The sequence below is a fragment of the Acidobacteriota bacterium genome (assembly GCA_016716435.1).
Taxonomy (GTDB): Bacteria; Acidobacteriota; Blastocatellia; order Pyrinomonadales; family Pyrinomonadaceae; genus OLB17.
Map to the genome: position 1 here is coordinate 215156 of JADJWI010000007.1, position 21608 is coordinate 236763.

Consider the following 21608-nt stretch of genomic DNA (forward strand, 5'->3'; position numbering starts at 1 on the left):
CTACTTCTCCCGCTCTCGGTAGGCCATCATCGCCTCGGCCGAGCCGGCGTGGACGATCTCCGGCTTGTGATACTTCCAGTGCTTTTCGAAGTCTTCGTCTGAGAGCTCGGGCATTTCGGTCCGGGTTTTCTCTTTTAAATAATTTTCCGCCCAGGCACGAATTTCAGGATCTCTGTTCAACGCCGTGCGGGCTCCGTGCATCAAATTGTCACGTTCCATTTCTCTGATCTCCTTGTGGTAGGTTAGATTCTAGTGGGCGGCCCTTTGCTCTGGCAAGGGCTCATTTTTTAATATTCGCAATTCGCGTTCGTCCGTCTCTTCTCGCGGCCGGACGTCCGATTCGGGGGTAATTGATCAAAGTGAAACAATTTTTACTTTCGCTCCTGCTGCTTTCGTCCTTTTTCGTCGGAAGCATCGACGCACAGCGCACACGTCCGGCACAAAGGCCCGCGACAACGGCAACCACAGCACAGCCGGCACAAACTCGGCCAAGCTTCGAGGTCCCATTCGTCAGCAAGACACTGCCGAACGGCCTTGAGGTCATCGTTCTCGAAGACCCGAGCCTGCCGATAGTAACGGTCGAGCTTGCCGTCCGCAACGGGTCTTTCACCGAGCCACCGGAACTAAACGGCCTCTCGCACCTTTACGAGCACATGTTCTTCAAAACGAACTTAGCCTCGCTGCTTTTTCAGTGTCAGCCCTTCGTTCTCCGCGGCGGCGTTAACCCGGTCTGTGACGAACCGATGCGGCTCAAAGACCAGATCGGCGATGTCAGCTACCTTCGCGATGTGGATAAGCTCGGCATCGCACAGAACGGCTCGACCCGCGAGGAGGTCGTAAATTACTACTTCACCACGACCAGCCAGAACCTGCCGACCGCGGTAAGGATAATCAACAACGCCGTCCGATACCCGCTCTTCGACCAGCAAGAGCTTGAGAATGAGAAGCAGATCGTGATCGGCGAACTTGAACGGAACGAATCGAACCCGTTCTCATATCTTTTTCAGGAGCTGAACGACCGTCTCTATTTCAAGTACCCGACGCGAAAGAATCCCGGCGGCACCCGAGCAACTGTCGCTGCCGCAACGACCGAGAAGATGCGGATAATCCAGTCGCGGTATTACTTTCCCAACAACGCTGCACTGATCGTCACCGGCGATGCGAAACCCGACGACGTGTTCAAGCTGGTTCAAGAAACAATGGGCAGTTGGGAACCGCGGAAGGTCGATCCTTTTAAGGAGTTCCCACTTGTTGAGCACCCGCCGCTCCCGAAAAGCAGCGGTGTGGTCATCGAAAAGAACACCGGCGAGGAAAGCCAGAGCGAAGACCAGAACGTTTTTATACTGCTCGGCTGGCACGGGCCATCTATCGGCAAGGACGATGCCTCGACCTATGCTGCCGATGTCTTTTCCTACATTCTCTCGCAGCCCGATCATCGATTTCAGCGGAACCTGATCGATACCGGCCTCGCGTCGTCCGTCTCGATCAATTACTACACGCAGCGAAACGTTGGGCCGATCACGGTGTTTCTGATCACGACTCCCGATAAAGCCAAGGCCGCCCTTAAGGCCGTCCATGCCGAGATCGGACAGTTTACGAACCCGAACTATTACACCGACGAAGAGCTTGAGAATTCAAAGAATATCTTGGAAAACCTCGACCTCTTTGACCGCGAGAAGCCTTCCGAGTATTCGCATACGCTCGGTTTTTGGTGGTCCTCGACCGGGATCGATTATTTCCGCGGATATCACCGGAATCTCCGGGCTGCCTCGCGTGCGGACATTAACCGCTACGTGAATACCTACATAACAGGCAAACCGCGAGTCGGCGTAGCCTTGGTAGCTCCCGAGGCGAAGGCGAAAGCCGCCCTTACCGAGCAAGACCTTACGGGAGGTGCGAAGTAATGAACTATTCGAACCTCCGAGCAATTTTTATGATCAAGAACCTTCGAGTCGCTGCCTTTTTGTTTATTGCAGTGGCTTTCGCTTCCGCCACCTCGTTTGCCCAGCCCGCTGCGGCCATTAACGACTCTTCGAAGCTCGTTACCGAGTTTGAGGTCAACGGGCTCAAGGTGCTTGTCAAACAGCGGCCTTCGGCCCCGACATTCTCGGGCGGACTCTTCTTCAAAGGCGGGGTTCGCAATTACACCGCAGAGACCGCCGGCATCGAAAACTTTATGCTGAACGTAGCGACCGAGGCCGGCAAACGCTTCGACCGTCAACAGGTCCGCCGCGAACTCTCGCGGACCGGAAGCTCGCTTGCCGGCTCGGCCGGAAGCGATTTCGGCGTGATCTCTTTCGTCTCGACCAAGGAGAATTTCGACCGCATCTGGAATGTTTTTACTGACGTCACGCTCGACCCGGCTTTCGCTACTGAGGACGTGGAACGTGTCCGCCAGCAAATGCTTGCTGGCCTTCGCGAACGCGAAACCAGCCCCGATGCCGCCTTGGCAGCGGCACAAGAGCGGGTTCTCTACGCCGGGCATCCTTACGGCATCGACTCGCAGGGTACGATACCGTCCGTTCAGGGGTTTACGGCCAATCAGCTCCGCGAGCATCACAAGAAACTGATGCAAACCTCGCGGATGCTGCTTGTCATTGTCGGTGATATCGACCCGAAGCTCGTCCGCGAAAAGGTCGAAGCCGCGTTTGGCAAACTTCCGAAGGGCAACTATAAGCATGAGCCGCTGCCGGCTCTTGATTTCTCGAAGCAGACGCTCGAGGTCACTAGCCGTTCGCTGCAAACGAATTACGTTCAAGGAGCTTTCCCCGCTCCGTCGCTCGCCGACCCGGACTATTACGCGATGCGGGTTGCGGTGACGATCCTTCAGCAGCTTGTTTATCAGGAGGTCCGCATCCAGCGGCAACTCTCCTATGCCCCAAACGCCGAGATGAATAATCAGGCGGTAAACTACGGGTTTATCTACGTGACGACCGTTGACCCAAATCAATCCGTAAAGGTAATGCTCGATCAGGTGAACCTGCTTCGTACCCAGACCGTAACCGATGAGTTTATCGACGGGATGGCCGGGCAATTCGTCACGCAGTATTATACCGATCAGCAAACGAACGCCGCACAGGCGGCCGAGCTTGCCCGGTATGAGCTTATCGGCGGCGGTTGGAAGCGTTCCTTTGAGTTCCTTGAGAAAATGACGGCGGTTACGGCCTTGGACGTTCGCCGAGTTTCTGAGAAATATCTCAAGAACTTCCGTTTCGTTGTTGTCGGAGACCCGCGGTCGGCCGATCCTGCCGTGTTCACGGCCCAATCGCGTTAACCATAGCGGTTTCATCAAAAAAGGAAAGAGTCGGGACCGCTCCCGACTCTTTCGCATTTTATAACCGACGCTATTCGCCATCCTTACCTTTTCTTTCCGAAGCAAGCGGAGGTGAGGGCTTCCGTGGTTCGGGTTTTGACTCGCTCTTTGGCGGAGCGGGCTTTGGCGTTTCTCTCCTCGGCGGCGGGCTCGGCCTCGGGGCCGGTGCCGGACGCGGTGCCGGAGTTTCACGCCTCACTGGCGGTTCGGCCCTCCGCGGGGTTTCCGTCCTTGGCGGCTGAGGCTGTGGTCTCGGCTGCGGATTGAAGGGCGGCGATGGCCGTGTATTTCGCTCGACCGGCGGCTCGGGTTTTCGGTCCGGCGATGTTTGCCTCGGCGTGGGCCGCGGTATGTATGTCGGCGTCCGCTCCGGCGGCTTTGAGGTCACCTGCGGTTCGACCCTCGGCACGCTGCGGTCGAAGGCACCTGTTCTGCGTCGCGGCTCTGCCGTCGTTTGCGGCGGCGTCCTTTCCGCAGGGACGGGTGTCGTCACGAGCGGCGGCCTTCCGCCTAGCATTCGTCGGTCCTTGAGTTCACGGTCAAGCGGAGCATTCGGCTTTCGCGTTTCGGCACCGGTAGCGACCGGCACTTCACGTTTCGCGATCACCGGTTTCTCTGTCAAAATGCCGCGGCCCGGTTTCCGATCGATACTGCCGATGTCCGGCATGTTCGGCGGCGTTTTATTCTCGAAAGGCGATTTCGTCAGTATTTCCCTCGCGTCCGCCAGCGGAGGCCTTTGTCCGGCCCTCGGCTCTCGGCCGAAGTCCTTCCCCGGAACGGTAACTACCGAACCAGCCGGAACCCGCTGAAACGGCGGAGTCCGAAGCCGTGCCATCCGTTCGGCATTGCTCTGCCCACTCGGCACCGGTTGCGTTGGCTGAGTCGGATTTGGTGTGCTTGGTCGCGGATTTCGGCCGCGACGCCGGTTTCCGTAATACCGCCGATTGTAATCGTAATAAGGATATTGATATGGCAGCGGATACCAGCAATAGTTGCCGTTTCGTTGCGTCAAAACAACGAGTGCCGGCCGCCACCAGCTTCTGCCGCCGCGGTATGAGCTATACGGCGACCAATACCATCGGCCGCGATGCCAGACCCAACGGCCGTGGTGATATGTCGCCCAGCCCCAAGGTTCGTCGTTAACCCAGACCCAGCCGTAGGATGACATCCAACGCCAGTGTCCGTAGCGATAGGGCGACCAATCGTTGTAGCTGCTTATCGTCGAGGAATATGGCCGCCACATATATCCATAGTCCTGCGTGTATTCCCAGTCGCCGTAGCTATCAAGCTCGTCGGCGCCGTAGATATCGCGGTCGTAATACGTACCGTAGTGCGCGTTCTGCAACCGTCGCGAGATCGCTGAATCACGCTCGACCACCCAACGGTCAAACTCATCAGAAACACCTGCGTAGTCCAGGTTCTCCCAGTCGCCCGCACTCCGACCGTCGATGATCACCCGAGCCGAACGGCCCGAGCGAAGCGTAAAGCCTGACGTCGAGGAGTAGATGCGAGCTTCGCCCGTTTCGCCCGTGCTCACTCGCACATCGATATCGCCGGGGCGGCCCGAGTCAACGCGGTACGTCCCAGACGTCTGAGCCGCAAGCGTCATCCGCGGGGCATCTATCTCAAAAAAGGTCTGCTGAGCATCGAATTCAAGCAGCGTCGCGCTCGCCGTTCCTTGCGGAACGCTCAAGGCGATGCCTTCGTCCTTAAGCGTCACGATGCGGAGCTGAGAATCAAATGAAAGGCGTACGAACTTATTCAAACCAAACTGGATCTCGACGCGACCATCGGAGTTGGTCACAAGCTCGTCGCCCTCGACCAGCGGCAGATTCAGAACGGCGACTTCCCATTCTTCAGTGCCCTCACGACGGACGCGTGCCTCGCCGCGGATGTCGCTGATGCGGGCAACGCGGTCGGTCACAATCGGCTCGTCGCTTCCACTGTCGCTGTAAAGAGCGTTTTCGCTGTAATAGTCATCCTGGCCGGCCACAGATGGGACGAGCATTGCGGCAAGGGCGAGGATCATGATCAAAGTCTTTGTAGCTTGGGGTCTCATAAATTTCTCCAATACGCTTTTCGGGGCGAGCCGCATGCATTCGGTGGCCGAACGCAGCGTTTTATTAAGGATTTCTGCAATAATCGTTCCGAAATCGTATATCTATGTGGAAATCGGGCTCTCGGCGAGCTACAAAAGTGGATTTGACCGCAAAACTCCATGTTTTACTGCCTCTAGAATGCCCCTCTGACATATGAACCGGCTTCGTCGAGCCCGAGCCGCTACATGGTCGTTCCGAGCCGCCCTGACCAAAACGTGCAACCCAGCATACGTCTTCGGACGTTTTCGTGCGTTGAGAGCGGATCACTCGAGACCCGGATCGACCTTTAGAACGAAAGGCCGAGACGCGATATACATCATTCCCGCATCGTCGAAGGTGATGCCAAAAGCCTGATTAGCCTTGAGAGTTTTCAGCGGGCGGCCCTCGGGTGTGAAGACCGCGATAGAGCTTGTGTCCGAGAGAAATATCCGTCCTGCCGGATCAAGGGCGATGTCGTTTGCGGAGCGAAGCCCGGTCGGGATGCGGTTAAGAAACTTCCCATCCGAAGAGAATTTCACGAGCTCGTCGGTCGTCCGCTCGACGAGAAAAACGAACCCGTTTCCGTCAACATCAACCTTTTCAAAGCCGAAGGAAGAGTTTGAGTCCTTTGCCGCGTTCTTAAAGGAGCGAAGCAGCTTCAGGTCCTTATCGTAGATATCAAAGCCATCGCGGCCGGCCGAATAGACTCGGCCGTCAAGCCCGATGGCAATTCCCCGCAGCCGACGCTCCGCTACCTGTGCGGCGATGGTTCCTTCGTCGCCGTCAAAGGCCGTGATGCCCTTGCTCGTCGCAAGATAAACGCGGCCAGATCGGCTGACGCCAAGATCATAGACATTTTCATTCTCGCCGACTGGCCATGCCGAGATGAACTTCCCGTCCGGCCCGAAGACCTGGATCCGTCCGGGCGAATAGTCTGAGCTGTAAATGCGACCGGCGGCATCTACGGCGACCACGCGGTTGTCCTTGAACCGTCCCGCACCCGTTCCCTCACCGCCGAAACGGAGAAGCTCGGCCATTCCGGCCTCATTGCCGCCCGGCCGGACGGGCCGTGTGCCGGATGGGGTCTCGGACACCGGCCCGTCGATATCGTCCGAGGGCGACGCAACAAGGAATAGCGCGGCAGTGACTCCGGCGATCGCGAGAAAGACCGCCGAGAACACCGCAATAGTGATCGCTCCGACGGCAACGCCCGCCTTCTTTGCCGTACGCGGATCGATGAGCGGGCCTCCGGATGCTGCTCGCTGGATGACCTCGCCGAGATCGACCGGCCCGCCGCGTTCGATCGCCTCGACCGCAGATTTCGATTCGGCAAGCCCCGCTCCGGTCCGCTCGCGAAAGACCTTGATCGCCTCGATCTTCCTGCCTGCGGCACAGAGCCGGCGAACCTCTTCGTTCAACCCGCCCGAACCTTCGGACCCCTGCGACGACACCGGCCGCCCACCAAAAACCTCCGGCGGTACGATCATGGTCGTCCCGCAAAACTGGCACTTCTGCGACATCTGCCCCAAAAATTCAAGCGGGGCTGAACACGAGATACACTTAAATACTTGAGGCATATTTATCTAGGGTCGCCGATCGGCGCGCTGAACGAGGATTAATTCGTGAAAATTTTGCCATACTTCGGTCACCTTTCGAAAAAGTCGGTACTCGAACGTATCGCCCAAGCTGGGACCACCTGCGATCGCCACATCCCTCCCGAGATTCTGCACTGCGAGATCTCTATGTGATTTTTTCATCTTTAACCCGGACTGCTCATTATACCGGCTGATTTGAATGATGAAACCAAACACGATAAAAACTTCGTGCGGATTAACGCAGGTGCTTATGCAGAAAGCGGATGATCTTGTAGCCATCGATGTAGACCCAGGGCTTTTCGCCGAGCGTGTAATGGCCGCAGGGGATGGCGGCTTTGCTGTGGCGGATGCTGTGGCGGCGGAGGGCGTTCATCGTGTCGCGTGTCAGGTGGACGGGGAAGCTGAGGTCGTAGAGCGTGTAGATATAACGCTGCGGGCGGGGCGGCAGGAGGGCGAGCTTTTCGAGATAAGCCATCGGCGAGACCGGCATCCAGAACTCGCGAAGCTGATCAAGCGAGATGCTGCCTTCGATTCCCTCGCGGACGTGATAGGTCGAGAGCCCGTGCCAGACGACATCCGCCATATAACCCGAGACGTGGTTGAAGACGACGGCGTCGATATCAAGGTCATGAACAAAAGCGAGAAATGCGACACAGGAACCGATGCTCGTGCCGACAACTCCGATCCGTTCGTAGCCCTGCCCGCGGAGCCACTTGACCGCCGCACGAGTATCGAGCACCGCCTGCCGGATCGATTGCAGCGAGCGGCCGATGTTCGACGAAACGAGATGATCGGCCCGCTCAAGTTCGGGTGGCATCCGCTCTTCGTGGTAGGGAAGCGTCAGCCGCAGGGCCGAGAGGCCGACGCGATTAAAGAACTTGCAGAGGTCGAAGTAAGTGCCGGCCTTTGCGTTCCAGTGCGGGAGCACAATGACCGCCGCCCGCTTATCCGGATGCGGAAAATAAGCACCAAAGGCGGTGTTGTTCTCAGCCGACGGCGTCTCAAGAGCACTCGGCCAGGTGACGATCGGCATCTCGACCTGCTTGACGGGCCCGGAAAGCTCGGCGGCACTCAGCGATGCGGCCGAAGGATAAAGCCGCCGCTCGATGCTGAAATCGATCTCCGCCGGCAGCGAGAAATAGTCGTCGCTGTTCTCGACGATCCGCTTGGCCGCGGCGGCAAACTCGGTAGCGGGGTCACCGCCGTTGGCCTCGGGCGCAATGAACTCGAGGCCCCATTCAAAAGGCCGGACCTCGCGATTGTCATTGAGCATCGCGAAGTATCGCTCCCGGTTGTGCATGTACCGCCGCAGCATAAACCTCAATCGTATCGCTGGGCGGTGCGAAAAAGCAAAAAAGCCGCCGGAGCAGGTCCGGCGGCAAGTGTCGATAAGCGGTGCGTCTCCCCAGGTTCAATTGACCGCATGGAAATCGACATCAAAGAGGTCTTCATTGAGCTGGACGGATCGGGCAGGAACAGCGAACTGATACTGCCGCCGCTCGACCGTTATGAAATAAAGCCGGCCCGAGCCGAGCCCCTCAATGCGGTAATTGCCAAAGCTGCTCGTGATGGTCTGCCAGGTGTTGCCTTCGCCATCGGTCACGGTGATCGAGGCGAGCGGGATTCCGCTGCCCGCAGCATCCGTCACACGGCCGGCGAGCGTGGCGGGTGCCGAGGTCGGAGCAAGCAGCGAGATCGCGGCATCGGTGAACGTGACCGAAAGGCTTTCGGCCAGGCCGTTGACCGCTTCGCGGCGGACCGGCGAATTGCCGAACGCGATGAGAGCCGAGGCCGGGTTGGTCGGAGCGACCGTGAATGTAATCGTCACAAGCTGCTGCGTACCGGCCGGAAGTGGCTGCGTCGGGTCCTTATCGAGCACGATGCCGAGCCGCCCTGCGGCCGCCTGCGAGGAGTTGACGGTCAGGCTCATTCCGGCGGCACCGGTACCGAGCGAGATGTTCGCCGGGCTTGAGATGACCTGCGGGTCGAAACTAAGCGTAAAGCCGACCGCTACCTCATCGCCTTGGGCCGCGAGTTCGATGGCAACGCCGACCTGGTTGCCGGAGCGGGTGAGCCTAACGGGCCTTATTTCGCGAGAGCCCATCGCCGACTCACGGCCAGCAACGGTCTTGACCGAGGCTCCGCCAGTGGCGGCATTCGGGCCGGCAGCGTTCTTGACCTCATCAAGCCCAGCAACATAACGGCGGGATTGAATGATATCGCCGACCGAGAGCACGCCGTCTCCGCTTGTCGCGAGCGGTGCGGTATCGGCCCGCTGGAACTCGTTGTATTGGAAGTCGGCATCGAGCCCGGAGACGAACCGCCGCACCTGCGTGAGATCCGCGATCGAGACCGTGCCGTCGTTGTTGCCGTTCGGCCGCGGGGCCAGGTCGCTCTCGGCCGCTCCGCCGAGGATGGAGACGACAGCGCCGGGCGTGGCGGGTATCGTCTCGATGTTCCCGGCATTGTCGGTGGCGACGGAGAAGAATCGATACGTTCGGCCCCAGTTACCGAGGAACACGGCAGAACCCGGGCCTTCGGCACTCAGCAACGGTTGGTACTGCCCGCCGTTCTCAGAAAAATATACAGTGACGCCTTTCATTCCCGAACCGCCAATGGCGTCGTTGCCGTCCCATGTGAGATTGATCTCGGGCGTATCGAGCGTAGCCGGCAGCGGGGCGACGCTGCTCGTTGGGATGTCCGCATCGAGTGTGTTCGAGGTCGCGTTTGTGACGATCGGCTCGTTCTCATCGAAGAAGATCGTCGCGAAGTTCGCGATCTCGGTGCCGGTGGTTTGCGTGGCCTTCGGCTGGACCGTAAAGGTCACAAAGCCCTCGCCATCGCGTTCCTCGTTGTTTGGCGGCAGCAGGCCGACCAGCGGACTGAGCGGCCGCTCATTGGTCTGTGGATCGATGGCTGTCAACGTCCAGGTGACCGTTCCATTCTGGATGTTAAGCCCGGCCGAGATCTCAGCTTGAATGTTTCCGAGGTCTTCGCCAAGCTGCATTCGCGTTTGATAGAAAGCACGATTCTCCGGAACCGCAACGCTGTATTGCTTAAAGCCGATCTCTTTGAGCCGGAACGTCCGCGGGTCGAGCGTAGGCGGAAGTTGATCGACGATCTTCACTACCTGCGCAGGAGCCTCCGCGGTCGCCAGATTCTCAAAGTTGATCCGATATTCGATCGGCTGTTGGACTCCAACGAACTTCTCAGCACCATACCCGGCGGGCCCAAGCTTTTCGTTTGGATCGATCGAAAATGGTTGTCGGAAGATGACCTCTTGTTTGAAGCGGCCACCGAGACAGTCATCAAGCTGACTGAGGAGTTGGATGAGAGTGAGAGCGATCGAAACGGCTCTTATCCATGGGATAGCTTTACCCGCGCATTCAGCGATCTTGGGAAGGGAGTTAACGAGTTGCCCTGCGATCGACGAAACCCAATCCCAACCTCCCGGTCCCCCGGTCGCTTCCTTGAGGAACAGCCCAGTCATCGAATCCGCTGCAGCGGACGCCAGAGTCCAAAGGCCCTTGAGACAATCGCTCGGCAGCAATTCGTTGAGTGCAGCAAAAAGAACCTGCCGGAAGAGTTCGAGCCAGCAACTCGGGTCAACCGGTTGTGCTCCTCCGGACAAACGCATGGCGGCGAGGCTGGGGTCGAGGGCCCCGAAATCTGGACCGAGGGCCTGAGCTCCTTCGTTGAGCGAAGGAAGCAACTGAATCGCAACCGGAAACTCACCGAAGTTGAATGGGAGGGCAACATCGACCTTGATGTTTATGCTCGAGTTCGCTCGAAATATTGGAGCGTAAAGCATGATCACACGGATTCCGTCGATATCGGCGTGGATCGGGATCTGTGCAGGGTCAGCGCCGGGCGGGAGTCCGGCTACAGGATAATCGACATAGTTCGAGCGGTCGATCGAGTACGAATACCCCGCTGGTATCTGGATAAAGATGGGAACATACAAAGCATCGTTGATACCGTCGTTATGGGCAGTAAAGGTAAATCGTTGGGTCAATCCGCCGCGGCCGACAGTTGGTCCCGGAGGTATCGAGGCGCGGAGTTGGTAGCCGCCGCCTTCGACGATCTCAAAGCCATCTTCGAGTGTCGTGGATTGGCTGTTCGGGTTGGTGACCACGACGTCATACGATCCCGCCGGTTTACCGTTGAGGTCAAAGATGGCGGCGATACGCGTTGGACCGGCGGCCATTTGAGCGGGTGTGATCTCAAGGCCGCCCGAGCCTACGAGCTTGAGGCTCGCGTTGGCATCGAACTTGGCCCCGTCAACCTGGAGCGACGCGATTCCGGCGTTGCCGGCCGATTCCGGCGAGACGCGTCGAACCGTAAAGGGAAGCAGTTCGGCGCGGAGCGTCACGTTCTGCGGTGCAAGGTTAGAACCCTGTTCCTTCTTTTCGGCGGCGGCCTTATTGCCTTCGCGAAGCTGTTCGGCGAACGATCCGGGAACGACATCGCCCCGGATCATCGTGAAGTACGAACCGGCTTGCGTGTTCGAAACCACGTTCTCCTGATCGGGCTCGCCCGGACGGAAGCCTTGCAGCTCATAGTTCGCCCGCGAGACCATCGAACCGGAGCGGGTATAGAGTTCGTTGCTCGAGCCCGTTTCACCGTCCAGGTTGATGAGCATCACCTCGTCGGCCGGCGTGTTGAGCACGCTAAAGAATCGCTCCTGTCCGGTGACGAGCGTGGTATTGACCGGCACGCCGAGCGTCAGGTTCTGGACGCTTAACTGTGTCTGCCCGACCGAGGCGGCGACGTTGTTCGTCTCGTTCGACTCGCGAACCGAATTGCGGGAATCCGTTCGAACGATCACGTAGTAGCTGCCGGGATCGACCGGCGGGATGACCGTTTCGAGCGTTTCCGTATAGCTCGCGAAGCCGGCGAGAGTTCCGCTTCGTTGTTTGGAACCAATTACAATATCGCCGCTGTCCCAGGTCGTATCGGTCGAGAGATAGAGCGTGTCCTGCCAGATGCCGGAGGCGGAATTCGAGCTCGAGTTCTGGACCGTCCACTCGAATGTTGCCGCTTCGCCGAGAACGATCCCCGAAGGAGGCGTTATGTTCGTGACGTTGAGTTCGGCTGGCGGCGGCAACTGTAGTTCAGTGTTAGCAAAGCCGAGATTATTGCCGTTGTTGGTTTCGACAACTTCGTTGTGCCGGTCGGTGATGATCAGGATTCGGTAGTCACCCGTGAGTCCTGCGGGAATGGCGATCTGGCGATTCTCGGTATAATAGCCGCCGGCGGCAAGTCCTTCATTTCGGCGACGGAACTCGAGAAGCGTATCGCTCGGGTCGTATATCGCGTCACGGGAGAGCACGACCCAATCCGACCAGGTGCTGGAGGCTGTCGCTTCCGAACCGGTGTTTGTGACGGTCCACGAGATGTTGGCGAACTGTCCCGAGTAGATCACAGGATCGACATTCACCGTCGTTACCTGAAGATCGACGGCCGGAGCGGTGAGCGATATCGGTACAGCCGTGGCGTTGTTATTGTCGTTGATCCCTTCGGCGACGTTTCCGTCGGCGTCGGAGACGACGATCAGGTAGTAACTGCCGACCGGCAGGTTTGGTATCGTAGCGGTCACTTGTCGGGAATATGTGCCGTTGGTTCCGAGCGATTGGTTAAGCAGCGATCCACCGATCTGGACGTCGCCAAAGCTGAACGTTGCGTCCGAAGAAAGATAGACGCGATCGACCCAGCTCTGCGAATTGATCGGAGAACCGAAGTTCTGAGCGGCCCAATCGACCGTGATCTGCGAGCCAAGCGAGGCGGAGCCCGGGGCCTGGATCGTATTGACGCGAAGATCCGGCAGGTCGCTTTGAAGCTGAGTTTGTGCAGAGTCCTGATTGTTCTCTTCGAAGGAACACTCCGGAACCGCGTTGTAGAAATCGGTTTCTACGAAAATGATCACGTCACCCTGCAAAAACAGCGGAATATTCACGACCTGGTTCTGCGTGTATTCGCCGTCGATAGCAAGGCCGCCCTGCCGCGGGAAGGTGCCGAGGTTAAAGAGCTGATTATTGTTGATCAGGTAAACGCGGTCTGCCCAGCTAGTTTGGACGGTTGCTCCCGTGCCGAAATTTTTGACCGTCCAAGAGATCGGCATCGCACCGTTGATGACCACCGGCGGCACCGTTATATCCGTAACCCGCAGGTCCGGCGCAAAGCTGCTGATATCGATCGCTTTCGGCTGGCTCAGGTTGTTCGTTTCGCCATTGCCTTTAGGGTCGAACTCAAAGAGCGAATTGTAGGCATCGGTCGCGGCGATCAAATAGTATGTCCCATTGAGGCAAGTCGGAATCGTGACGTTCACCGAGGGGCCGTAACTCTGCCCTGCTCCGAGGCTTGTTCTCGCCGTTGCCCCGAGCAGTATGTCGTTCACAGGATCAAGGTTTTGATCTGCCGAGAGATAGAGAGCCTCTCGCCAATTCCCAACCGCATCGAACGCACCTTGGTTGAGCACGGTGAAAGAAGCCGTGAGCCCTTGGCCGGCAACTATAGAGCTCGGAGCATTTATCGGTGCCGGAATGGTAAGATCCGGCGGCGTGCCGAGCACATTCAACGGCGAGCCGGGCTCGACCCGGTCATAGTCGCTGTTGTTGTTTTCGTCGTTGAATTCGTAAACCTGGCCGAACGCGTCCGTGACAACGAAGACGTAATATTCGCCAAAGGCATTCTGCGGAAGCGTGACGCTGAAGTTTGAGACACTGTAGTTTCCGCCCGATGTGAGCGAGCCATTTCGCGGCCGGCTGCCGATGACCGGATCAACGCCGTCGAGGACGGCATCGCGAGAAAGAATGATCGTATCGGTCCAGTTCGATTCGTTCGCCGGCACCGGGCCGTCGCCGTTGTTCGTCACCGTCCACGAAACAGCGATCGGAGCTCCGCCAAATCCTTCGTCGGGGGCCTGTACATTCGAGACCCTCAGATCGGGAAGTAGTGGCACGTTGATCGTGATCGAACGCACGCTCAGGTTATTTGCCTCGTTCTCTTCATTGACCGCATTGTTAATGTCGGTATTAACGATCACTTGATAGTTTCCGGAGATTCCCCGAGGGATGCGCACGGTCGCCGATGCGACATAACTCTCGCCTGCATCGAGAAAGCTTGTATTAGATGTCGTTGCAAGCGGCGTTGCGGCGTTGAGCGACGGGTTTGGGCCGATGTAGAGCCGGTCGGTCCAGTTCGGAGCGTTGGTCGGGCCGGTGCCGTTGTTGGAAACGGTCCACTGGACCTGTATCTCTTGATCGAAGAAGGCAGTCGGCGGAGCGGTAATGTTCGTGACCGCCAGATCGGGCCGAAGAAGCCTGCGTACCCGGAAGGCGAGAATGTGACGTTGTTATTCTCATTGGCACCTTCATTCACATTGCTAAAGGCGTCGGTCTGGACGTAGACAAAGTAATCTCCGGTCGCGGAGATCGAATTGGTCGGGATCGTCACGTTCTGGACGCGGTTGATGGATTCGCCAGCAGCAATGGGCTGGTTGAGCAAGAACTCACCGAGCAGGACATCGCCGCCAACCTGGTTATCGGTCGAGAAAAAGACACGCTCCCACATCGGGTTCGAGGCGCGGAGTCCGGTGTTGATGGTCGTCCATTGGAGGGCGAACTGGGTGTCAGAATCGACCTCCGTCGGAGGAGTCACACTCTGTACCTGGAGGTCGGGGACGCGGTATTCGAACCGAGTCGGGACGCTCGTGGTGTTGTTAGTTTCGGCCGGACCGCCGGGATTATCCTCGAAAACCTGATTGGCAGGATCGACGACAACATAGATCAATGCATCGCTCGAATCGCGCACCGGAAGTGTCGGCACGGTATATTGCTGAGAAAAGATTGCGATTGGCCAACTGCGAAGGCGGGACTGACCCGCTGAGTGATCAGGATGTCATCGGCATTTCCGATCGTTTGATCGAATGAGAAGTAAACGTTGTGACCGAAGCCGCTTTGTGTTGGCGCTCCTGCGTTCCGCACGTCCCAGTTGATAGTGAACTGAACTCCGGGTTCGATCTCCGCCGGGATCTGGACATTCTCTGTGATCAGGTCTGGGAGGTTGCGGTTCACCTGGATCGGAATGAACGCGTAGTTGTCCTGAAAATTGCCGTTCCGCTCCGGAATATTTCGCCCAACTCGGTAGAAAAGGTAATAGGTACCGTCGGTCGGGATCGCGATCGATGGAATGTTGATATTCGTTGCCGTGAACACCTTCGACTGGCCCGGAACGAGGACGCCCGCGTTGTCGAATTTCAGCCCAACGAAGTTGTCACCCGGGTCATTGAAAAGTATCGGGTCCTGCGATATCCAGATCTCGTCTTCGCGGTAACTGCCGGTCGCGACCTGGCCGTTATTTGTAACCGTGATTTCCGCATTGAAGTTCTGAAGTATATTGACCGTCGGCGGTGCTGCCAGGTTCGACGCAGCAAGGTCGGCAGATGCCGGTGCGATAACGACCGTCGTTCGAGATGTATTGGCCCTTCTGTAGCGATGATGTCGGCGCTGAAATATGTGGTGGATGGCGGGACCGAAAGGATGGTCGCTGCATCGAAAAAGTGTTCACCGAACCTCTGGGATAAACACGCTGGCGGGAACGGTCATCGCCGAAGGATCGGTGGAGGCCAGCGAAATGGTCGTACCGCCGGCCGGTGCAGGATCGGACAAGCGGATCTCGACTTGAACCGAACGGCCCTGAGCAACCGGAAAGAGGAACGGGCCGCCAAGCGATATGCGGGATTTCTGAACCGGCGGGCAGTCAGTCGAGCCGAGCATCGCCCCGGTCATATTGACGAGTGCCTGAATTTCGGTCTCCGAAAGAGCTCGGTTGTAAAGCACGACCTCGTCCGCCATTCCGAAGGCGGTCAGTTCGGGAGCCGTAACGCCATCGCCTTTTCCGATGGTGAAAGGCGCGTCGTTCGTCCCGATGATCTGGTTTTCGGTATGCGTTACAACATGCTGGCCGTTCTTGTAAAGGTGGAACTCGTTGCCCTCTCTTCGAAGAGCGAGATGCGTCCATGTGTAAAGATCCAGCTCGTGGCCAAAGGCCGCAACCCGAGAACCTCCGGATTCGTGGCTGACGTCAATGAACGGGCGGTTGTCCAAATCGACGCCAACATAGAAGTTAGAGCCGGTGCAGCAAGCTCCTTTCCCAAAGAAATAATGCTGGCTGCCAAGCAAGCCTTCCGATAAACCGCGAAGGGCTTCCGGTGTTAAACGTCTCGAAGCGATTGGTGCCGTTCGAACTCGCAATTGCGATCCGTTGGTGCCCGTCTTGACCGGTTCGAACATAAGCGATCTGAGAGCCGTTCGGCGACCAAACCGGCTTTTCAAGAGTCTCGTCAGGTTTCCCTCGATCAGGTCGATCGTGGTTTTGTGCCGTCCGTTGGTGCTACATGCAAATGCCGGACGTGAAGCGGTCGCACTCGAAGAGCAGTTTTGCCCGTCTGGCGACAGGGCAGGTGCTCTGAAGACGTTATAAGAGTCATTACTTCCGTCGACCACCGTCCTTCGCCGGTGCCATCCGGATTTGCGCGGTATATCGCGGCGCCGCTGGTCCAATAGACCTTTTGACCGTTGTGAGAAAAGAACGGATACTCGCCGCCGCCTTGCGTCAACACTTGAAGGCCGGTGCCGTCAGAATTGGCGATCCAAATCGTGAAGTTCCGTTCGAAGACAACCTTCGAGCCATCAGGCGAAAGAGCCGGACGTGAGGTGGAATCATCTGAAAGGATTCGGGATCTCGGTCAAGCCAGTCCCGTCGGAGTTGATAACCCAGATCCGATCCTCGAACGCGTGTTCAAATGTGATCTTTTGACCATCTCGCGAAAAATGAGAAATTTCGCTCTGTCGATGAATTGAAGGTCAGACGTCGTTGATTGAACCGGTCGGGTCCATTATCCAAAGCCTCGCCCGGATCGGCGGGATGGAAGTCACGCATCCGCTGCGTTCGGAATAGGATCTTTGAACCATCAGGAGAAAATACGGGTTCAGAATCGGCGAGAAAGGTGAAGTAAGAAACATCGTTCGATGTGCCAATGTTTTCAAGCTTCTGTAGAGTATTGTCCAGCTCGAACAGGAAAAGCCCGGAAACGTTCTGCAGCTTGTCTTGCTCGCTTGCCTTTCTTGCACTTGCAGGTGATGAGGGTTCCGCAACTGTAGCACTGTTGCTTCCGACCACGGTGGCAACACTCGCACTGACGCCGAAGCGGACGATGCCCAAAACGACAAGCGAAAGCGATGCGGCCGCGAGTATTGACAGTGCAGCATAGCGAAGCGTGGGACGAAAACGACGATTCCTGGGGGATCTCATTTGGCTTTCTCCTAGATATTTGTGTCTCTGGGCAGTAAGGCGTTAATCAATCGAGTTTTGGACCACCTGGGGAAAAAGTTTCCGATTTGCCCGAGATTGGCTGTATAATCTGAAAATTCTTCACCCTATGCCTGAGCCGAACGATGTGACCGAACTTCTGAGCCGGATCGGGAGCGGCGATAAGCATGCCCCGGATGAGCTCTTGCCGGTCGTTTATGACGACCTCAGGCGGCTTGCTCGGGCATATTTCACAAATGAACGGCCGGAGCACACGCTTCAGGCGACCGCTTTGGTCCATGAGGCGTACATCCGGTTGGTCAACTGGGGAGCAGGTTAGCTGGCAGAATCGGGCTCATTTTTTTGCAGTCGCTGCCGAAGTGATGCGAAAAGTACTTATTGACCACGCGCGTGCCCGAAAGGCCGCAAAACGAGATGGCGGCGAACGCGTTCTACTCGAAGAGACGGTCAGCCTTGCCGCAAACAAGCCGATCGATCTCTTGAATCTTGAGGATGCCTTGAGGTGTTGGAAAAGCGATCCGCGGCAGGCTAAGGTTGTCGAGCTTCGGTTCTTCGGCGGTCTATCTATCGAAGAAGCGCGGCGTATCTTCTCGATGTATCGCGGCGACCACTGTCAAGAGAGAATGGAGCTTTGCGAAGGCATGGCTTCAACGTGAACTGACCAGAACTTAGAGGCCGAGATGGACCGGGAGAAATGGTCAAAACTTAAGGAGATCTTTGCACAGGCCGAGGCTCTGGAGCCCGGTGAGCGCGAAGCCTTTGTCAGCGAAGCTGCCGAAGGTGATGCTGAGCTCGCGGTGGAGGGAGCATCACTTCTTAGCTCACGTGACGAGACGGCGAACATACTCGAAGCAAATGCTTTCGACCTGTCGAACGCGTGTTTGCGGACCAAACACTAAAGCCGGCCGGTTCTTTGGAAGCTATCGGATCGTTCGCGAATAAGCAGCGGCGGCATGGGTGCCGTGTTCCTGGTCGAACGCCCCGGCGACGGCGAATTCAAGCAAACCCGGCTTTGAAGTTAGTCCGAAATACCGTTGCGGACGCAGAAACCGAACGACGTTTTTCGTGCCGAACAGAGATCCTTGCGGGGTCTTCATCATCCGAACATTGCCCAACCTTTACGACGGAGGCGTCTCTGAAAACGGTGAGCCTTTCTTTGTGATGGAACACATAGACGGCCTTCCGCTTAACGAGTATGTCTCGAGAGAGCCAATAGTCCGTTGAATGACCGGCTTTGATCTCTTCCTCAAGATCTGTCCAGCCGTGGATTATGCTCACCGCAACCTCACAGTTCACCGCGGTGACCTTAGCCGGGCATGTTCTTATAACATCCGATGGCGAGGCCAAGCCGTTGACTTTGGCCTGGCAAAGCCTATCGATGAGCCGGGCGGCGAAAAAGATCAGACCGCGACGGTTCCCGGCATTCACGCCGCATAAACTGCTCGCCGGAGCAGGTCCGTGGCAAGGGTGACGATAGCTTCCGGACATTTACAGCCTCGGTGTGATCTTTACGAACCTCACCGATTCGAAGCCGTTCGTTTTGACGGGGATGAGCCTCGAGGAGATCGTCCGAACCATTACCGGTTCCGATCCAGGCAACTGTCGAGTTCCGTGTAATGCGAAAAGGGAAGTACTGCGTCTCTGCGGTCGGGCATCGCGTCCGATCTTGATACGATCGCGATGAAGTGCCTTGAGAAGAGGCAGAAGCGGCGTTTATGCGACCGCGGCAGATCTCGCCGCTGATATTCGGCGTGGCGGTTTCTCGACGGAATGCCGATCCTTCGCCCGTCGAGCACTTCTCTTACAGAGCTTCGAAGTTCGTCCGCCGAAACTGGAACGCGGCCTGGAAGGAACGCTCGCGGCGGCTAGCTTGCTTTTAGGGTTTGGGGTGTCCATCTGGCAGGCGGAAGTTGCTCGGGCCGAACGCGACCGGGCCGAGCAGCGTTTTCAGGACGTAAGAAAGCTCTCGAACTCGCTTCTTTTCGAGATCACACCAAAGATCGAGAGACCCTTGGAGGCTCGACCGAGGCCGAGATCTTGGTCAAGCGTGCTCTTGAGTATCTCGACAGCCTTGCTACGGAAGCTCCGCGCGATAGCGAACTTCAAAAAGGAGCTCGCGGCCGCTTACGAGAAGATCGGTGAATTGCAGGCCATCCGAGCAAGCCAAATTTGGGCGACCTTGCCGGTGCACTTTCTGAGCTACGAGAAGGCTAACGCCATTAGGCCCGCCCAACCTGGAAACGCCGGAAAACCTTCGCCTTCTTGCCGAGAACTTTCGTCATTTATCCGATGCCCGCTACTGGCGGGGCGATACACAAGGGACGCCGTCTGGCGCTTTTGAACGGGCGCGGCAGATCTGAGGGGCTTGTGGAGTGCTCATCCCCGCGATGTTTCGCTCAGGCTGGCGTATTTGCGTATCTTGACCGAGCTTTCGCAGCATCATCAGGCGAATAATCAGTATCCGGAGGCGATAGCGTTCGCTGAAAGCGACCATGTGGGAACTGCGGAACTTCCTGCCGATGTCCGCGAACCCGCGAGGTGTCCTTCGTTACGCACGCCGACCTCGGCAAGTCCGCTTATCGTGGAATGGCGAACAGGAACGCCGAAGCGATGATGTCCATCGCGGTTGGCGGAATGGAGAAACTCTAGCCGAAAAGCCGAACGATGCCCGGACGCGCACTGATGTGGCGCGTTTGCGCCATAGCTTGAGAGCGGCATCTCTCGAAGACATCACAATCGGCGAGCGCTCGCTCGAGTTCGCTGGAAGGCATTGCTGACGGCTCAAAGAAAAGAGGGTGTTGAGTTTGACCCGGCCGATATCCAGTTCCGACATGAAAACCTCGCCCGGACGGGAATTATCGGGTCGCGGTCGCCGCCGCAAACCTCAAGCAAGCGACGAAGCATTGGACACGCTAAAGATCGCCGAGACGCAGTTCCTGGTCTGATCGAGCGAGCCGTGAAACCGCGTTCTACCGCACGGACCTTGGCCGTATTTATACGCGGGCCGGACTCGCACGCCGGCTTCGCAACGACCTCGCTGGTTCAAACGCCGATTTCGTCCGCTCGTTAGAGCTATGGCAGCAAGTGGCCGAAAGTGATCCCGGAAACAAGAATGCTCGCCGCGACATCGCTCTTTCGCACCGGTACCTTGCCGAGAACTTTTCGAAACTAGGCGAGAAATGCAAAAAGCCCGCGAGCACTTTCGGACAGCTGTTGATATGCTCAACGGACTGAAGAGCGAGGGGTCGCTCCCCGAAGTTGATGTTAAGCTCATTGCCGAGCTTGAGACCGTCTTGGCAAAACTTTAGTTTCAGTTAACAAACCAGATGAATATAGATCAATTCAGGATCCCGGCCGGCAAGAAGGTCGATCTTTCAAAGTTCAAGACCGACGACACGGACGGTTACAAGGACAAGGATCAGGCCCGCGAGGACCTTGCGAAAAACATTGAGCGGATGACGGAATTGCAGGATATGCTCTACGCACAGGACGTTTATTCGCTGCTCATCGTCTTTCAGGCGATGGACGCCGCCGGCAAGGACGGAGCGATCAAGCACGTGATGAGCGTAAATCCGCAGGGCGTTTCGGTCGTTTCTTTCAAGGCCTTCTGCCGAAGTTTTGCGACCATGATTTCCTTTGGCGGCATCAGGAGGCACTGCCCGGGCGCGGCAAGATCGGCATCTTCAACCAGCCGCTCGCATTGAAGAGGAGTCTGGTCGTCCGCGTGCCCGGCGATCTTACAGGGGCAGCAGCTTCCGCCGGAGATAAAGAATGATCGGACGCTCTGGGCTTTCGACCACATCCGCGACTGGGAGCAGCACCTCTACGAGAACGGCGCACATCCTGAAGTTCTTTGCGGGCATCTGTGTCACGCGAGGAGCAGAAGGAAGCGCTATGGACCCATCGAGGAGCCGGAGAAGAACTGCAAATTCTCCGCCGCCGATGTCAGAGAACATGGACACTGGGACGACTATGAAGCCGATGACGGCGATGGAAATACGTCCACCGACCACGCTCCGTGGTACGTAGTCCCCGCGGATAAAAAATGGATTCACCGCCTCGCCGTCTCGGAGATAATTGTCAAAAGCTCCGAGTCAATGAACCTTCATTATCCTAAGGTCAGCGAAGGAACAACTTGCAGCACTCGGAGGAGCAAAATCGACGCTCGAAGCCGAACGCTGATCGGCGGCGATACGGCCGCCGGGATTGTTCGAGAGTGCCCCGGCGTTCACAATGATTTACCTAAGCAATACAAGTTTTCAGGAGCATTCTGCTGAGAGTTGCCGGGCA

Annotated in this window: 18 protein-coding genes and 1 pseudogene; 9 read left to right on the forward strand and 10 right to left on the reverse strand. The window is 57.4% G+C overall.

Annotated features, from left to right (window positions below; translation table 11 throughout):
* A complete protein-coding gene (locus IPM21_11955) occupies positions 1–219 on the reverse strand; it encodes a hypothetical protein (protein MBK9164597.1) in 219 nt (72 codons plus the stop codon).
* Positions 220–359: 140 nt separating this feature from the next.
* Between IPM21_11955 and IPM21_11960 the strand changes: the two genes are divergently transcribed.
* Entirely contained in the window at positions 360–1904 is a 1545-nt protein-coding gene (locus tag IPM21_11960; protein MBK9164598.1) for an insulinase family protein, read from the forward strand.
* The gene (locus tag IPM21_11965; protein MBK9164599.1) at positions 1904–3274 is read left to right on the forward strand and encodes an insulinase family protein; all 1371 of its coding nucleotides are present in this window, start codon (positions 1904–1906) and stop codon (positions 3272–3274) included. Before IPM21_11960 ends, IPM21_11965 begins: the two co-directional genes overlap by 1 nt.
* A 70-nt stretch (positions 3275–3344) precedes the next feature.
* Here IPM21_11965 and IPM21_11970 read toward each other — a convergent pair whose 3' ends face one another.
* The 9 genes from IPM21_11970 to IPM21_12010 all read right to left on the reverse strand — a co-directional run bounded on the left by IPM21_11970 (position 3345) and on the right by IPM21_12010 (position 17300).
* Positions 3345–5372 carry a hypothetical protein gene (locus IPM21_11970; protein ID MBK9164600.1) on the reverse strand — a complete coding sequence of 676 codons (2028 nt, stop codon included), beginning with the start codon at positions 5370–5372 and terminating at the stop codon, positions 3345–3347.
* Between the two features lie 303 nt (positions 5373–5675).
* The gene (locus tag IPM21_11975) at positions 5676–6968 is read right to left on the reverse strand and encodes a hypothetical protein (protein ID MBK9164601.1); all 1293 of its coding nucleotides are present in this window, start codon (positions 6966–6968) and stop codon (positions 5676–5678) included.
* Positions 6969–7221: 253 nt separating this feature from the next.
* Complete coding sequence (locus IPM21_11980) at positions 7222–8301, reverse strand: abhydrolase domain-containing 18 (protein ID MBK9164602.1); 1080 nt, start codon at positions 8299–8301, stop codon at positions 7222–7224.
* A 96-nt stretch (positions 8302–8397) separates the two neighbouring features.
* Positions 8398–14031: a carboxypeptidase regulatory-like domain-containing protein gene (locus IPM21_11985; GenBank protein MBK9164603.1), complete on the reverse strand. Its 5634-nt coding sequence runs from the start codon at positions 14029–14031 to the stop codon at positions 8398–8400.
* Entirely contained in the window at positions 14028–14813 is a 786-nt protein-coding gene (locus IPM21_11990) for a hypothetical protein (GenBank protein MBK9164604.1), read from the reverse strand. Before IPM21_11990 ends, IPM21_11985 begins: the two co-directional genes overlap by 4 nt.
* On the reverse strand, positions 14774–15202 hold the full coding sequence (locus IPM21_11995) for a hypothetical protein (protein ID MBK9164605.1): 429 nt from the start codon (positions 15200–15202) through the stop codon (positions 14774–14776). Before IPM21_11995 ends, IPM21_11990 begins: the two co-directional genes overlap by 40 nt.
* A gap of 348 nt (positions 15203–15550) precedes the next feature.
* A complete protein-coding gene (locus tag IPM21_12000; protein MBK9164606.1) occupies positions 15551–16279 on the reverse strand; it encodes a LamG domain-containing protein in 729 nt (242 codons plus the stop codon).
* 65 nt (positions 16280–16344) lie between these two features.
* On the reverse strand, positions 16345–16608 hold the full coding sequence (locus IPM21_12005) for a hypothetical protein (protein MBK9164607.1): 264 nt from the start codon (positions 16606–16608) through the stop codon (positions 16345–16347).
* Positions 16609–16787: 179 nt separating this feature from the next.
* Positions 16788–17300 (reverse strand): hypothetical protein, encoded by a 513-nt coding sequence (locus IPM21_12010; protein ID MBK9164608.1) that lies wholly within the window; start codon positions 17298–17300, stop codon positions 16788–16790.
* Between the two features lie 127 nt (positions 17301–17427).
* On the opposite strand from IPM21_12010, the pseudogene IPM21_12015 reads away from it, so the two are divergent.
* From IPM21_12015 to IPM21_12045, 7 genes and pseudogenes are all read left to right on the forward strand, one after another.
* Positions 17428–17990 (forward strand): annotated as a pseudogene (locus IPM21_12015) (RNA polymerase subunit sigma-70).
* Positions 17991–17998: 8 nt separating this feature from the next.
* Positions 17999–18217, forward strand: a complete 219-nt coding sequence (locus tag IPM21_12020; GenBank protein ID MBK9164609.1) for a hypothetical protein — start codon at positions 17999–18001, stop codon at positions 18215–18217.
* Between the two features lie 325 nt (positions 18218–18542).
* Complete coding sequence (locus tag IPM21_12025) at positions 18543–18755, forward strand: hypothetical protein (GenBank protein MBK9164610.1); 213 nt, start codon at positions 18543–18545, stop codon at positions 18753–18755.
* A 253-nt stretch (positions 18756–19008) separates the two neighbouring features.
* A complete protein-coding gene (locus IPM21_12030) occupies positions 19009–19659 on the forward strand; it encodes a hypothetical protein (GenBank protein ID MBK9164611.1) in 651 nt (216 codons plus the stop codon).
* A 24-nt stretch (positions 19660–19683) separates the two neighbouring features.
* A complete protein-coding gene (locus IPM21_12035; GenBank protein ID MBK9164612.1) occupies positions 19684–19932 on the forward strand; it encodes a hypothetical protein in 249 nt (82 codons plus the stop codon).
* A 712-nt stretch (positions 19933–20644) separates the two neighbouring features.
* Positions 20645–21022 carry a hypothetical protein gene (locus tag IPM21_12040; GenBank protein MBK9164613.1) on the forward strand — a complete coding sequence of 126 codons (378 nt, stop codon included), beginning with the start codon at positions 20645–20647 and terminating at the stop codon, positions 21020–21022.
* Between the two features lie 30 nt (positions 21023–21052).
* Positions 21053–21595, forward strand: coding sequence for a hypothetical protein (locus tag IPM21_12045; GenBank protein MBK9164614.1), 543 nt, complete (start codon positions 21053–21055; stop codon positions 21593–21595).
* The last annotated feature ends 13 nt before the right edge of the window (positions 21596–21608 follow it).